The organism is Pedobacter vanadiisoli (assembly GCF_042684385.1).
Classification (GTDB): Bacteria; Bacteroidota; Bacteroidia; order Sphingobacteriales; family Sphingobacteriaceae; genus Pedobacter; species Pedobacter vanadiisoli.
In genome coordinates, this window is the sequence record NZ_JBHULL010000002.1 from 1 (window position 1) to 12,490 (window position 12,490).

General features: G+C 37.4%; 14 protein-coding genes. 6 read left to right on the top strand and 8 right to left on the bottom strand.

The window, feature by feature from the left end; translation table 11 throughout:
- Nucleotides 1-55: 55 nt before the first annotated feature.
- Together ACFSR6_RS00405 and ACFSR6_RS00410 are read right to left on the bottom strand one after the other, a co-directional pair.
- On the bottom strand, nucleotides 56-556 hold the full coding sequence (locus ACFSR6_RS00405; RefSeq protein WP_379073655.1) for a hypothetical protein: 501 nt from the start codon (nucleotides 554-556) through the stop codon (nucleotides 56-58).
- Nucleotides 557-615: 59 nt separating this feature from the next.
- Nucleotides 616-1,992 carry a dicarboxylate/amino acid:cation symporter gene (locus tag ACFSR6_RS00410; protein ID WP_379073657.1) on the bottom strand — a complete coding sequence of 459 codons (1,377 nt, stop codon included), beginning with the start codon at nucleotides 1,990-1,992 and terminating at the stop codon, nucleotides 616-618.
- Between the two features lie 308 nt (nucleotides 1,993-2,300).
- Here ACFSR6_RS00410 and ACFSR6_RS00415 point away from each other — a divergent pair, with 308 nt between their 5' ends.
- From ACFSR6_RS00415 to ACFSR6_RS00425, 3 genes are read left to right on the top strand one after another with little or no spacing between them, the layout of a single operon-like run.
- Nucleotides 2,301-2,798, top strand: coding sequence for an RNA polymerase sigma factor (locus ACFSR6_RS00415; protein ID WP_086546642.1), 498 nt, complete (start codon nucleotides 2,301-2,303; stop codon nucleotides 2,796-2,798).
- On the top strand, nucleotides 2,785-3,384 hold the full coding sequence (locus ACFSR6_RS00420) for a hypothetical protein (protein ID WP_379073659.1): 600 nt from the start codon (nucleotides 2,785-2,787) through the stop codon (nucleotides 3,382-3,384). Before ACFSR6_RS00415 ends, ACFSR6_RS00420 begins: the two co-directional genes overlap by 14 nt.
- A 36-nt stretch (nucleotides 3,385-3,420) precedes the next feature.
- Nucleotides 3,421-3,987: a DUF922 domain-containing protein gene (locus ACFSR6_RS00425; protein ID WP_379073661.1), complete on the top strand. Its 567-nt coding sequence runs from the start codon at nucleotides 3,421-3,423 to the stop codon at nucleotides 3,985-3,987.
- Here ACFSR6_RS00425 and ACFSR6_RS00430 read toward each other — a convergent pair.
- From ACFSR6_RS00430 to ACFSR6_RS00445, 4 genes are all read right to left on the bottom strand, one after another.
- Nucleotides 3,976-4,347: a diacylglycerol kinase family protein gene (locus ACFSR6_RS00430; RefSeq protein WP_379073663.1), complete on the bottom strand. Its 372-nt coding sequence runs from the start codon at nucleotides 4,345-4,347 to the stop codon at nucleotides 3,976-3,978. The genes ACFSR6_RS00425 and ACFSR6_RS00430 overlap by 12 nt on opposite strands.
- Nucleotides 4,348-4,451: 104 nt before the next feature.
- Nucleotides 4,452-5,063: a hypothetical protein gene (locus tag ACFSR6_RS00435; protein ID WP_379073665.1), complete on the bottom strand. Its 612-nt coding sequence runs from the start codon at nucleotides 5,061-5,063 to the stop codon at nucleotides 4,452-4,454.
- Between the two features lie 62 nt (nucleotides 5,064-5,125).
- Nucleotides 5,126-7,036, bottom strand: a complete 1,911-nt coding sequence (locus ACFSR6_RS00440; RefSeq protein WP_379073666.1) for a beta-N-acetylhexosaminidase — start codon at nucleotides 7,034-7,036, stop codon at nucleotides 5,126-5,128.
- Between the two features lie 256 nt (nucleotides 7,037-7,292).
- Entirely contained in the window at nucleotides 7,293-7,985 is a 693-nt protein-coding gene (locus tag ACFSR6_RS00445) for a lysoplasmalogenase (protein ID WP_379073668.1), read from the bottom strand.
- A gap of 319 nt (nucleotides 7,986-8,304) precedes the next feature.
- Between ACFSR6_RS00445 and ACFSR6_RS00450 the strand changes: the two genes are divergently transcribed.
- The gene (locus tag ACFSR6_RS00450) at nucleotides 8,305-8,655 is read left to right on the top strand and encodes a hypothetical protein (protein WP_379073670.1); all 351 of its coding nucleotides are present in this window, start codon (nucleotides 8,305-8,307) and stop codon (nucleotides 8,653-8,655) included.
- A gap of 502 nt (nucleotides 8,656-9,157) precedes the next feature.
- Here the strand turns inward: ACFSR6_RS00450 and ACFSR6_RS00455 are convergent.
- Both ACFSR6_RS00455 and ACFSR6_RS00460 read right to left on the bottom strand, forming a co-directional pair.
- The gene (locus ACFSR6_RS00455; RefSeq protein ID WP_379073672.1) at nucleotides 9,158-9,688 is read right to left on the bottom strand and encodes a metalloprotease family protein; all 531 of its coding nucleotides are present in this window, start codon (nucleotides 9,686-9,688) and stop codon (nucleotides 9,158-9,160) included.
- A 15-nt stretch (nucleotides 9,689-9,703) separates the two neighbouring features.
- A complete protein-coding gene (locus tag ACFSR6_RS00460; RefSeq protein WP_379073674.1) occupies nucleotides 9,704-10,747 on the bottom strand; it encodes a tetratricopeptide repeat protein in 1,044 nt (347 codons plus the stop codon).
- A 316-nt stretch (nucleotides 10,748-11,063) separates the two neighbouring features.
- Here ACFSR6_RS00460 and ACFSR6_RS00465 point away from each other — a divergent pair, with 316 nt between their 5' ends.
- Both ACFSR6_RS00465 and ACFSR6_RS00470 read left to right on the top strand, forming a co-directional pair.
- Entirely contained in the window at nucleotides 11,064-11,708 is a 645-nt protein-coding gene (locus tag ACFSR6_RS00465) for a phosphatase PAP2 family protein (RefSeq protein ID WP_379073676.1), read from the top strand.
- A gap of 100 nt (nucleotides 11,709-11,808) precedes the next feature.
- Nucleotides 11,809-12,474, top strand: a complete 666-nt coding sequence (locus ACFSR6_RS00470; RefSeq protein WP_379073678.1) for an HAD family hydrolase — start codon at nucleotides 11,809-11,811, stop codon at nucleotides 12,472-12,474.
- Nucleotides 12,475-12,490: the final 16 nt, after the last annotated feature.

Here is a 12,490-nt window from a genome sequence, read left to right on the forward strand (position 1 = left end):
GATTAACGGTTTAATTATTTAAACCGTTAATCGACTTCAAACTCCGGGCTCCCAACTATTTACCGCTTCTTCTTTCTGCCTGATTTAAAGTATCTTCAATTACCTTTCTCATTTGTACAGCGGCATCCAGCAGCTTAGGGTTACCATCAAAATCGCCGTAAATAACTACATGTTTTGATTTTTCCTTGTATTTAAACAGCAGATCGTAACGGGGAACGGCCATTGATTTCGGACTTTTCTTTCCGATGGTATCCGGAAAATTCCAAAGGCCTATTTCATTTGCTTTAGCGTGCATATAAAGGATATCATCGCTTTTTAAGAAAATCTTTTTACGGATGGTTGAATCTGATTTGGTAACATACTGGTATTCGCCAGTAGCCGAATTATAGCTGTTTTCTAAAGTATCTTTTACACCCCATTTATATTCCATTGATACAAAATCAGCTTTTCTGAACGGTGCATTCTGGATAATTGGTTTGTAATAGATATAGCAATAAATAATCATCGGAACGATGATGGTAATGGCTAAGAATATCTTTTTTCCTCTACTTGACACTTTTATATTGAATTATTGAATGAATATTTAATTATTGAATGAGAGCATAAACCCTAAACTTAAGCCTCCTTAAGCTCCCCTTCCCACTTACTTACTACAGCCGTGGCAATACTGTTTCCAACCACATTGGTCGCAGAACGCCCCATATCCAATAAAGGATCTATACCGATTAATAAGGCTAAACCTGCCTCAGGGATATTAAAACTGGCTATTGTTCCCGCAATTACGACCAACGATGCCCTTGGCACACCAGCAATCCCCTTACTAGTAAGCATTAAGATTAACAGCATAGAAATCTGCTGTTCAAAGCCTAAATGAATACCGTAAGCCTGTGCGATAAAGAGGGAAGCAAAAGTCATATACATCATCGAACCATCAAGGTTAAATGAATAACCCAATGGCAAAACGAAACTTACAATCTTATCCTTACAGCCAAAACGTTCCAATAACATCATGGTTTTGGGGTAAGCGGCTTCACTGCTTGCCGTACTAAAAGCCAGAATAGCTGGTTCTTTCATGTCGTTTACCAGGCGAAAAATGCGTTTTTTCAACACTAAAAAACCTAAAAAGATCAATACACACCATAAAATACCCAATCCGAAGTAAAATTCTCCTATAAATATGGCATAAGTATTCAAAACGTTAAGTCCTTGCTTGGCTATAATAGCCGTCATGGCCCCAAAAACGGCCAATGGTGCAAAATTCATTACATAACCGGTCATTTTTAAGATAACGTGGGCTATCGCATCAAAAGCTTTTATTACAATCTGTCCTAAATCGCCAATTGCGGCCGTTGCCACGCCAAAAAACAACGAAAATACTACAATCTGTAAAATTTCATTATTTGCCATCGCTTCGGCAATACTTTTCGGGAAAACATGGGCAATAAAATCTTTAACACTCATGGCAGCTTTCTGGATGCCCGTATTCACCAAATGATCAGGTAAAGATAATTTCATGTGTCTTCCGGGCTCGAAAAGGTTCACCAGGATCATTCCCAGTACCAGCGACATTAACGACATGGCCAGGAACCAGCCCAATGTCTTACCTCCTATACGTCCTACGGCCTTAATATCGCCAACTTTGGCTACCCCTACCACCAGGGTGGTAAATACTAACGGGGCAACAATCATTTTAATCAGTCGGAGAAAAATATCACTCAGGAGCGTAAAATATTCTAACTTCTTCTCCCTGATTTCTTCATTCTCTTTTTTGATTTTAGAATTGGCCTTTTTTTCAGCCTTTAACTGTGTGTAAGCAATGCTTGTGGTATCGGTTGATTTGGCAATGCTTACCTCTATACTTTTAATCTTTGCATCGGCGTTGATTATGTTTTGGTTATAAAAACCGATGGAGTTTACATTTAAAATATAGCCAAGTGCTATACCCGCAATCAGCGCAATGAAAATAAAAAGCGTGAGTTTGTTTTTCTTCATGAATATAAAAAGTTTGTAGTACTCTTAATTTGGTAAAACTACAACATTTACTTCGTGTAACAAATTTTGATAACAGGTGGTACTAAAAAATATCCCTACGTGATTAAGCTACGCCATCCGGAAAAGCAAAAATAATGTAAACAAAATATAGAAGAAAGAGGGTACACAGATGTAAAAATCATTATCCATCTGTGCACTGCTTTAGTTAAAAATTTTTAACTAAATGACATCAAAAAATATATTATTTTTGGCCCGGGGTGTAACAAAAAGTGCACATCCTCATCTAAAACGCAACTATCATTCCCTAAATGGAACAAAAAGACAAGTTATTTAAAGAGATCTTCGATTCAAATTCCAAAAAGATATTCCATTTATGTTATGGTTATACTGGCGATACCGACGCTGCAAATGATCTTTTACAGGAAACGTTTTTAAAGGTTTGGCAAAACCTGGACAAATTCAGGAACAAATCTTTAATTTCTACATGGATCTACAGAATTGCAGTAAACACCTGTTTAACGTATTTAAGGTCGGAAAAAAGACAGGCAAAAGACGAATTAACAGATAATATTATTGAAAATAAGGTAGAAGAGTTTTCGGAAAAGAACGAACAGGTGGCCCTCCTTTATAAATGTATCTCAAAGCTTGAAGAAAACGACCGTTTGATTATTACCATGGTGCTTGATGAGTTGCCATACCACGAAATTGCAGACATATCAGGAATAAGTGAAGGCAATTTAAGGGTAAAAATTCACCGAATTAAACAAAAATTAACAGAATTATATAGCCAGTATGCAAGCGTTTGATCAAATACAGGAGTTGTGGCAAAAGCATGAGGTAGAAGTTAAGGTTTCTGCCGATGAGATGCTGCAGCAAGCGAAGAAAGAAGTAAATGGATTAAGGCTTAAATCGGCTTTAAACATTTTGGGTATGTTGGCCTCTTTTATTGCCATCGCAGCCTTATGGATATTTTTTCATTTCGAATCGTGGACTACCCATGTTGGTATCAGCATTACCATTATTGCCATTGGCGTATACACCTTAATTCTTTACCGCGACTACAGGCTGATTTCGAAAACCGATTTTACCGCACATCCGCACGAATACCTCAATAATTTAAAGACCTATCAATTAAACCGCTATAAACTATACAACTCACTGTATTGGTTCTATGTAATTGCGCTTTCATTGGGCATCATTTTCTATTTTGTAGAAATTCTTGGTCACTTTAGCACGGTTCAGAAAGTTTTGGCTATCGGTTTAACAGCCTTATGGATGTTGTTCTGCTCCACTATTTTAAGAAAAGCAGTAATAAGCAGGGAAAAAGAACGTATTTCTTTATTGATCGAGAAATTTGAGCGCATCAGCGAACAGATTTCTACACCGGAGTAATTTTAGGCACGGTTTTTTCGTTGTAAAAATCTATACATGAAGAAACTGATTATACCCTTATTATTTTTGCTGGCTTTACCCTGCACTTTTGCTTTTAAGCAAGACCTCAGCCAACCGGTACAATTGGATTGGGAAACCCATTATAAAGGTAAAGCCGATATGCGATCGCCATTTTTAGCTTTAACCGCTATGACATGGAAATACAGCTATGAAAGCACCGTTTACCGTAACCGCGTGGTGATTAAGCTTAAAAACGATGTCAGCATTGATAAAAACAGGTCGTGGGTGAAATGGGATAAGATTAAAAATCCGGAAATCAGGGCGAGCCTTTTACACCACGAACAGGGCCACGCCAATATTCAGTACATTTTACTTTTAGAGGCCGAAAGGGTACTGAAAAACCGGAATTATTCGATTAATAATTACAAGGCACAGATTTCGGACCTGGCCAACCAGATCAGCAGTTTTTTTGATACCATGCAGCGTAATTATGATGATGAAACCGAACATGGCAGCAATCATAAAATGCAGGCACGCTGGGACGAAATTATCCAGGATAAAATGGAAGAATCGAGAGCTGCACTGGCTGAGTTACAGAACTAATTTTGGGATAAATACGATGGCACCAACCGCCACAGCTAAAATTGCAGCAACTAAAACTGCCGCTGCCGCCAGGTCTTTTACCACTTTGATTTTTGGATGATAATCCGGTGAAACCACATCGGCCAGTTTCTCAATAGAAGAATTGATAATTTCGGCTACAAAAACAGCTGAAATAACAGATAAAATCGCAATCCATTCTAAAGCGGATATTTTGAGATAGAAAGACAAACCAACAGCCATTATAGCAGCAAATAAATGAACTCTCCCGTTATGATCGTTAAGAAAAAAGAGTTTTAAACCATTAAATGCATATTTAAAGCTCTTTATACGGTCGATAATTGAAAATTGCTGGTTGTTCATTGTTTTTAAAATTCGTCATCCTGAATTTATTTCAGGAATGACGCTGCTTCATATGCTGCAGGCCCTACTCTTTTCATCCTAAACCTTTTAGCCTATACCTTAATTCACCTTTTCTCTTCAGGCTTCACTTCACTCGTAGAAAAACTATTCCCGCTCAGTTTATACTGATAGGTTTTGGTAATCGTTTTTGTACTATCTGCAGCATCTTTTACCGGAAAAGAGCGGAAAAGATCGCCGTTTTTAATAAAAAATTTATCATTACCCCTGTAACCTTTTTTCTGGCTTGTGCTTAAAGACGGAAAACCGATTTTATTGAAGTCGCCACCCGCATATTCGAACACATTCAGGTCTAAAACATTTTTTTTACTTAACAATTGAATATACAGTTCAGGGTTACCATCATTGTCAAGATCCATATTCCAGGCATCGGTTATAATGCCTTTGCGATCTACCGCAACCGATTTATAATTGTTGCGGATAGAATCAGACATTAGGATCTGGTACCCGCCAACAGAGTCTACTCCTTTTCCCCAGCTTACAACTTCAAAATTTAACCCCGGTTTTATTTCTATATCTTTATAAAAACGGAAAGGATTCTTTTCTACTTTGACCGTTTCAGTTTTAACTTCTTTAGGCTTTTCTTCGGTGCATGCAAAACAAAACAGCACCCCTGTAATTAACAAAAGGCGCTGTAATGTATATTTCTGTAGTTTCATTCTATTTGGGTTCATTTTGGTTGTCCCAAATTAAGAATTTTAGCCTATCTAAGCAACAGATTTTATTTCTTTGCTTCGGCTTTAACTTCAGGCGCTCCGTTGTTTAAAACCGTTTCGCTAACTACACTTCTCCTGCCACTAGGAGCAATTACAATGGTTTTTAATACCCTTTTTTCTCCCTGTGGAACAGTAATCTTAAATGGGGCCGTGTATAAAAATGCATTTTCTGAAGGACGTGCCAAATCAATAGTATAATAAATTTTTGCTCCTGTTACCGGTACTTTTAAATCAATGGTAAATTCGCCGCCGGTTAAAGGTTTATCACTTTGTCCAATAGGTGTAGGCACCCAGAAATTAATTCCCATTTTATCTAAACGTGCCAAATGTACCGGTAAGCGCTGCTCTGAGAAGTTCTTTAAATCTTTACGCTCCATCGGCGACCATGCAATTTCAGACAAAGCCAATAAACGGGGAAATGCATGGTTTTCGGCTTTAGCCGTGGTTTTAATATATTCTGTCCACAAATTAGCCTGCACACCTTTAATATATTTCCTTTCGTCAGCCGTTAATACTTTCGGAATCGGATCATAGGCGTAGATCTTTTGATAAGGCGCAAATCCACCAATGGTTACCGGTTCGTCTGGAGAGTTTGATTGTTTATGGTCGATATACAAACCCATCGAACCTGGGGTCATAATAACATCGTGTTTTTGTTGTGCAGCAGCAATTCCACCATCTTCGCCCCTCCAGCTCATTACTGTGGCATTCGGTGCCAGACCACCCTCTAGAATCTCATCCCAACCGATAATTGAACGTCCTTTACTGTTCATATACTTTTCGATGGTCTGAATAAAATAACTCTGTAATTCGTGTTCATCTTTCAGGCCTTTCTCTTTCATCAAATTCTGACAGAAAGTTGATTCTTTCCAATAGGTTTTTGGGGCTTCATCACCCCCAATATGGATATATTTAGAAGGAAAGATCGCCATCACCTCATCCAAAACATTTTCTAAAAAAGTAAAAGTATTGGTTGATGGTACGAAGATGTCATCAAAAACACCCCAGGTTTGTTGTACCTGTTTACCTTTTCTACTACCTGCCCATGGGGTCTTATCGCTGATAAAAGTATCACGATCAGGGAAACAACTTAACTCGGGGTATGCAGCAATCGCAGCAGAAGCGTGACCGGGTAATTCAATCTCCGGAATTACGGTAATGTATTTCTCTGCAGCATACCTTACAACTTCTTTGGCTTCATCCTGGGTATAAAAACCTTTTACCGGGGTAAGGTAATTACCATTGCCCGGATAATTACCGATAATGGTACCATTGCGGACAGAACCGATCTGGGTAAGTTTAGGATATTTTTTTATTTCCAATCTCCAGCCCTGATCTTCGGTTAAATGCCAGTGGAAAGTGTTGATTTTGTAATAAGCCAGCTGATCGATGTATTTTTTGATAAAAGAAACCGGGAAGAAATGGCGGCCAACATCCAACATTGTTCCACGGTAGTTAAAACGCGGATAATCATTAATGTTAACTGCGGGTATCATAATTTTATCGGCTACTTTATCGGGCATCATCTGCATGGCCGATTGTACAGCATAAAAAAGCCCTGCTCCTTTTCCGGTTAAAACAACCTGTTTGGGCGTAACTTTAATGGTATAACCTTCAGCAGGTAATTGATCTGCGCCAACAGATGTTAGTACAATTGCTTTTTGGTTAGGTTGGGGAGTTTTGGTTTCTCTTAAAGCAAAACCTGCTTTACTAACAATAAAAGCATTTAATAAATCGGTCATTTTTGAACCGTCTATGCTCTGATTTACCAAAACCGTTGTTTTATCCAGAATGAAAGTTCCGTTTGCCTTGGTAATGGACACGGGTGCAGGAATAATCCCCAGGTTGGGATCGCTCTGTGCAAATGCTCCCGCGCTGATTAATACTGCGGTAAAAATCGAAAATACCTTGTTCATGTGTGTGTTTAGGTTTTTGTACTATTTAGTTAATTATTTTAACCAAGATAGAGATTATGGTTTTATTCCAAATCCCACATTTCTGTTACAATCAAGATCAACCGTTTGACTGTATCGTATAACGCAGATAAATATAATAGTATCGGAAAGCCGAATTTATAAAAGCAGCAGTTTAAATATGTTTTCAAAGCTACAAAGCACCCTGCCTGAAGAAACAGCCATGCTGGCCTTAGACTGATAAAACGCAGAACAATAACTATACTTCCGTTCTCGTTACCACCAATTTTCGTTCAATGGTGCCATAAACAATTAAATACTGTGCGGTCATGTAAGCAGCCATCAACAGTACGCCACTATACGAAATGGGCTGAACAAACTTGTCAATAGCTAAAACACTGTCAGACAGCAAAAAAGATAAGGCTCCATAAAGAATAAGTTTAAAACTAAATATATTCACTTTCCCGTATCGATTAACAGCCATAATCGCCATAACCGTTATCACGATTGCATACATTAAAACGGGAAACTGCATTGGTCCAAGATGAGGCTGCAAATAGAAGAACAAACCTGAGCAAAAAATAGCAAATGCACCAACGATCCATAAAAAGTATGGTGTTTTATGGCTTGGGTTGGATTTATGATCGAGCATAAAAGCCCTGATATAAAAAATATGACAAACCAAAAAAGCAACCAGAGCAAATATAAAGAAACCTGTTCTTCCGTTCTGTAGCATCAATAGCATATCTCCTGCCCATGCAAAAATTAAACCTGCAAAAATTCTTTTATGAAAACGTCCTTTCAAATTTGTACTTAGATAAAGCCACACCAAAAGTACCACTGTAATTAATGGCCTCGATAAATTACTCAATTCGATATTTTTAGCATATTCTGCATATAGCTGAACCACAAAAACGAGTAAAAATATAAATGAATATAACCTAGTCTTCATCGGGATCGGGATTTGCTTTTGCAAATTAAGGAACCAAATTACGGATATTAACTGGATAGCCAGAAAAATTCCCAATAAAGTTGTACTAACTCCAAAACAACATCACGGAAAATACTAATGATACCAGGTTAAAATATTTAGCCAGTAATTCCATCTGATCCTTAATATCCACACTGTTTAAATCCCAATCCTTTTCATGTAAAATTTATGCGTGTTTTATATTTTCTGTTGATTTTTATCAAATTCGGCTTAACTTTGACTTACAAAAAAAAATGGACCTGGCATTACTGCCTTTTCTGTTTTATTCATCCCCATCGATATGAAAAAATCAGTTCTCTTTTTGTTTGCATTGGTTAGCTCATTTTATGCAAAAAGCCAAACTTTAGTATTGGCTAAAGATGCAGCCAAATACGTTGGTAAAAATGTAACCATCTGCGATTCGGTTTACAGTACCAAAGGACTTGAAAAATTAACTTTGATTAATTTAGGGGGGGCTTATCCGAAAGAACTGGTTACGGTGGTCATTAATAAACAGGATGAAAGCAAATTTCCATCTGAGCCTTACAGCATGTTTATGGGGAACAAAATCTGTGTGACGGGAATAGTAAGCGAGTTTAAAGGTAAGCAGCAAATCGTAGTTACCGATCCAAAACAGATTGTTGTGAAATAACCACATATCACAATCTATTACTATACAGATTTTTACAAGCTCTACATAAAGTAATAATTAATTTATACAGTGCGTTATTTTTTTTTATCCAATATTCAGAACCTCATTACGGCATAATCTTTCACCCTTAATAGTTTAAATACGGCCAATCGGCATTTATTATCATGAGGTCTGGCCTGCTGATTTTTTGAATGAAGTCTAAAACGTACCGGTGGTTTTAACTATGCGCAGCAAAACAACCTAAGCACCTCCTAGTTAAAGGAGGTAAGCTTCGGCTTGAGCGTTAACACTAAGTTATTATTTACGGAAAAATCTGATGGCAAGTGCCTCTTCAGTCGGCAGGAAATTATCCTGCCAACCTCGTAAGCATAGATATCCTTATTATCTGCCTCGAAGATTCAAAATCCTTTTAATATTTCATAACGGATTATACATACAGGCATATTTCCTTGATGAATCGTTTTGTTTCCTTGATGAATTTTTTCCATCACTGTAGTTTTTATCATACCAAAAACTTAATGATCAGGTAAGGTAAGCCCAAAGCAACAGCACTACCGTAAATAATATCAAGCCAAAAGAAAGATCCCAATGCGCCGGCATATATAAAACCGACTATTGGAGTTACTACAATTTTAGACAGCCATGAAGTTGTTTTTGATTTTACCACGGCATTCCATAAACTGTTTGCATCGCCAGTGCTTGGAAAGGCATGTGCTCCGATTGAAATGGCCAGATACATGAGCAAATAATCTAAAACATTGGCCGAATCGAATTTAAACTGCAGTGCAGCAGAAAAACCGATAACAAAACACAGCAGGGAGTTAACAATAAAAGGCCCTACAGAAATAAATACTGTTTGATAAACCTTTTGCGCAGGCTCATGTATAACGTAGCCTACTGGGTTTTCGGGCCTGAAATAACAAACTTCGAATACCGGAACTTTAAATAGCCTGCAGAACAGCTGGTGTGCTAGTTCATGTACAATTACGCCTGGAAAAGTTGCAATACTGATAAATATACCTGGAATAAACATGATTTTATTTTTTAATTACCTGTAAACTTCTGAACCCAAAATAATGGGCGATAAACGTTTCGATATTGTGCTGTCGCCCGACTCGGTTTCGTGGGCCCTGATCTTGGCCAAACTTGCCAGGCTTTCTTTTTTCCTGCCGGCAAAATAGTCGACCATTGCCATAGCTTCAATAGCGCTATCATCATTAGGATCAAGGGCAAGGGCTTTTGAAGCAAAAACAGCAGCCTCTTTATCATGTTTTCGTTTAAGTTCAATCCTGGCCTTTTGCGATATCGCATAAATATTTTCGGCATTAAATGCCAATAATCGGTCACATAATGCCAAAGCTTCATCATACCTTGCCGTATTTCTTCTAACAGCAGTTTTCAAGCTTAAAGCCTGGTAAAAATTAGGATCAACCTCCAATACCTTGTTAATAATACTATCAACACGGGCATAATCTTTTTTCTCAAATAAAAAGTTGGCAATATGCGTTTTTAATGCAATTTCATCGGTACTGTCCAGTATGGCCAATAGTTTACCCTTATCCTGAGCAACAGCTACAATACGTTTGTACATCAGCGTATCCTTAGGAAAAAACTGGACAATATATTCAGAGGCTGCATTTACCGTGTTTAATAAGTCTTCATCCTCTGTTTTAACATCCGCAACTTTGCCAAAAGCGATTTGGTAGGTTTCAAAATCAAAATTATAGGCACTTGCAACCATCATATAGGCATTGGCATTAAAGTGTTCCGGAAACTGGTTCAATACCAAACTTAACTCACGTTGAGCCGTTACAAAATGTTTTTGATCGATGGCATTTTCCGCTTTGCCTAAATGCACTGCAGCAGAAATGTATTTCTGCGTGCGCACCAAACTGATTATTACAACTACCAGGATACCAATCCCGAAAAACCTGATCCATTTAGGTATGGGATATTTAATTAAACTTTTCCGGCAATCAGAACATAAATTAATGTTGTAACCGGGCTCGTACGAGTTTACCTGACAGTTTACGCAAAGGTTTTCGTTAAAATGGTTTTCTGTTACACCTTGGGTGGGATGATTTTCCTGCATATGAGATTCGTTAAGCCAATAAAGATAATATTTTTTAGCAATTTCGGCTATGAGGACCTACATATAATAAAAAGCCCTTTTTTTTGTTTCGATTGGCATAAAATCTATAGTTTTGAATTTTACTTTTTTAGCAATTTCGGCTATGAGGACCTACATATAATAAAAAGCCCTTTTTTTTGTTTCGATTGGCATAAAATCTATAGTTTTGAATTTTACTTTTTTAGCAATTTCGGCTATGAGGACCTACATATAATAAAAAGCCCTTTTTTTTGTTTCGATTGGCATAAAATCTATAGTTTTGAATTTTACCCTGTCTATGAATACTTTTTTGAACCGAAATGCCTTAATTTTTATACTTGCCGTACTGATTGTATGCTTTGCCGCTCTGAGTTTTTTTATTGCGCAACATCCTATTCTCCCTTTTGATATTAAATTTTCACTGTTTATTCAGCAATACCATGCAGATTGGCTGGATAAACTGATGCTGGCCATCAGCTTTTTTGGCGAGCTCCCCTTTTCCCTGCTCTCGGTAGTATTGGTGGCTGCCATTTTTTATTGGCAGAAATATAAACGCGAGGCCTTATTTATTTCAACCGTTTTATTATCGGGCCTGATTATTTTGGGGATAAAAAATGTAATTAACCGCCCAAGACCAACAGCATTTTATGTCCGTTTGGTGGAGGTTAACCGCTTTCAGAGTTATCCCAGTGGACACGTATTATCTTATACCCTATTTTTTGGCTTTCTGATCATCCTGATGAACACTTCGAAAACCATCCCTAAACACACAAAAAATATTGTTACATACTTATCAATATTTTTGATCGTGACTATTGCGCCCTCAAGGATTTATTTAGGTGCACATTGGTTTACCGATACCGTTGGAGGCTTTTTACTAGGGCTTATTTGCCTTTTTCCTTTATGTTATTTCTATTTCAGGAAAAAGCAGGTTAATCCTTAAAAATTACACCGGGCTTTACTTTTTCTTCGTTAAATGTTAAATTTTGCATTGATGAGCCGGTTTTAACTCAATCATAAAAAAATCTGATAATTTTGTTGCCATGATAATCCCTAAACCCAAAGCTTTTCTTTTCGATTTAAATGGCACCATGATTAACGACATGGCTTTTCATAACGAGGCGTGGCACAACATCCTAACAAAGGATTTAGGTGCAAATATTAGTTTCGATGCCGTTAAAAAACAGATGTACGGTAAAAATCAGGATCTTTTAGAACGTGTTTTTGGTGTAGGTTATTTCTCCCAGGAACAGATAGATCAAATTTCTATCGAAAAAGAGCGAAGGTACCAGGCTGCTTACAAAAAGCATTTGACATTAATAACTGGCTTAGATAATTTTCTCGAAAGGGCGAAACAATCGGGTATCCAAATGGCAATTGGCTCTGCTGCAATTCCCTTCAATATCAATTTTGTACTTGATAATTTAAATATCCGCTCTTATTTTAAAGCCATAGTTAGTGCTGAAGATGTGGCAAATAGTAAACCTGATCCTGAAACTTTTACCAAAGGGGCAGAAATTTTAGGTGTTTCTGCAAGCGAATGTATTGTTTTTGAAGATGCCCCAAAGGGCGTTGAAGCGGCACAAAATGCCGGAATGAAATGTGTAGCCTTAATAACTATGCATAGCAAAGAGGAATTTTCAACATATCACAATATTATTGCTTTTATAGAAGATTATACAGATCCGGTTTTACAGGATCTTTTCTAAATTTTATTGCAAAATC

Bases quoted from the DNA above. Each gene is read 5' to 3' on its own strand.
- ACFSR6_RS00470 (WP_379073678.1), top strand. From the start codon at position 11,809: ATGATAATCCCTAAACCCAAAGCTTTTCTTTTCGATTTAAATGGCACC.
- ACFSR6_RS00420 (WP_379073659.1), top strand. From the start codon at position 2,785: ATGCAAGCGTTTGATCAAATACAGGAGTTGTGGCAAAAGCATGAGGTA.
- ACFSR6_RS00425 (WP_379073661.1), top strand. From the start codon at position 3,421: ATGAAGAAACTGATTATACCCTTATTATTTTTGCTGGCTTTACCCTGC.
- ACFSR6_RS00465 (WP_379073676.1), top strand. From the start codon at position 11,064: ATGAATACTTTTTTGAACCGAAATGCCTTAATTTTTATACTTGCCGTA.
- ACFSR6_RS00415 (WP_086546642.1), top strand. From the start codon at position 2,301: ATGGAACAAAAAGACAAGTTATTTAAAGAGATCTTCGATTCAAATTCC.
- ACFSR6_RS00455 (WP_379073672.1), bottom strand. From the start codon at position 9,688: ATGTTTATTCCAGGTATATTTATCAGTATTGCAACTTTTCCAGGCGTA.
- ACFSR6_RS00430 (WP_379073663.1), bottom strand. From the start codon at position 4,347: ATGAACAACCAGCAATTTTCAATTATCGACCGTATAAAGAGCTTTAAA.
- ACFSR6_RS00410 (WP_379073657.1), bottom strand. From the start codon at position 1,992: ATGAAGAAAAACAAACTCACGCTTTTTATTTTCATTGCGCTGATTGCG.
- ACFSR6_RS00435 (WP_379073665.1), bottom strand. From the start codon at position 5,063: ATGAAACTACAGAAATATACATTACAGCGCCTTTTGTTAATTACAGGG.
- ACFSR6_RS00460 (WP_379073674.1), bottom strand. From the start codon at position 10,747: ATGCAGGAAAATCATCCCACCCAAGGTGTAACAGAAAACCATTTTAAC.
- ACFSR6_RS00450 (WP_379073670.1), top strand. From the start codon at position 8,305: ATGAAAAAATCAGTTCTCTTTTTGTTTGCATTGGTTAGCTCATTTTAT.
- ACFSR6_RS00445 (WP_379073668.1), bottom strand. From the start codon at position 7,985: ATGAAGACTAGGTTATATTCATTTATATTTTTACTCGTTTTTGTGGTT.
- ACFSR6_RS00440 (WP_379073666.1), bottom strand. From the start codon at position 7,036: ATGAACAAGGTATTTTCGATTTTTACCGCAGTATTAATCAGCGCGGGA.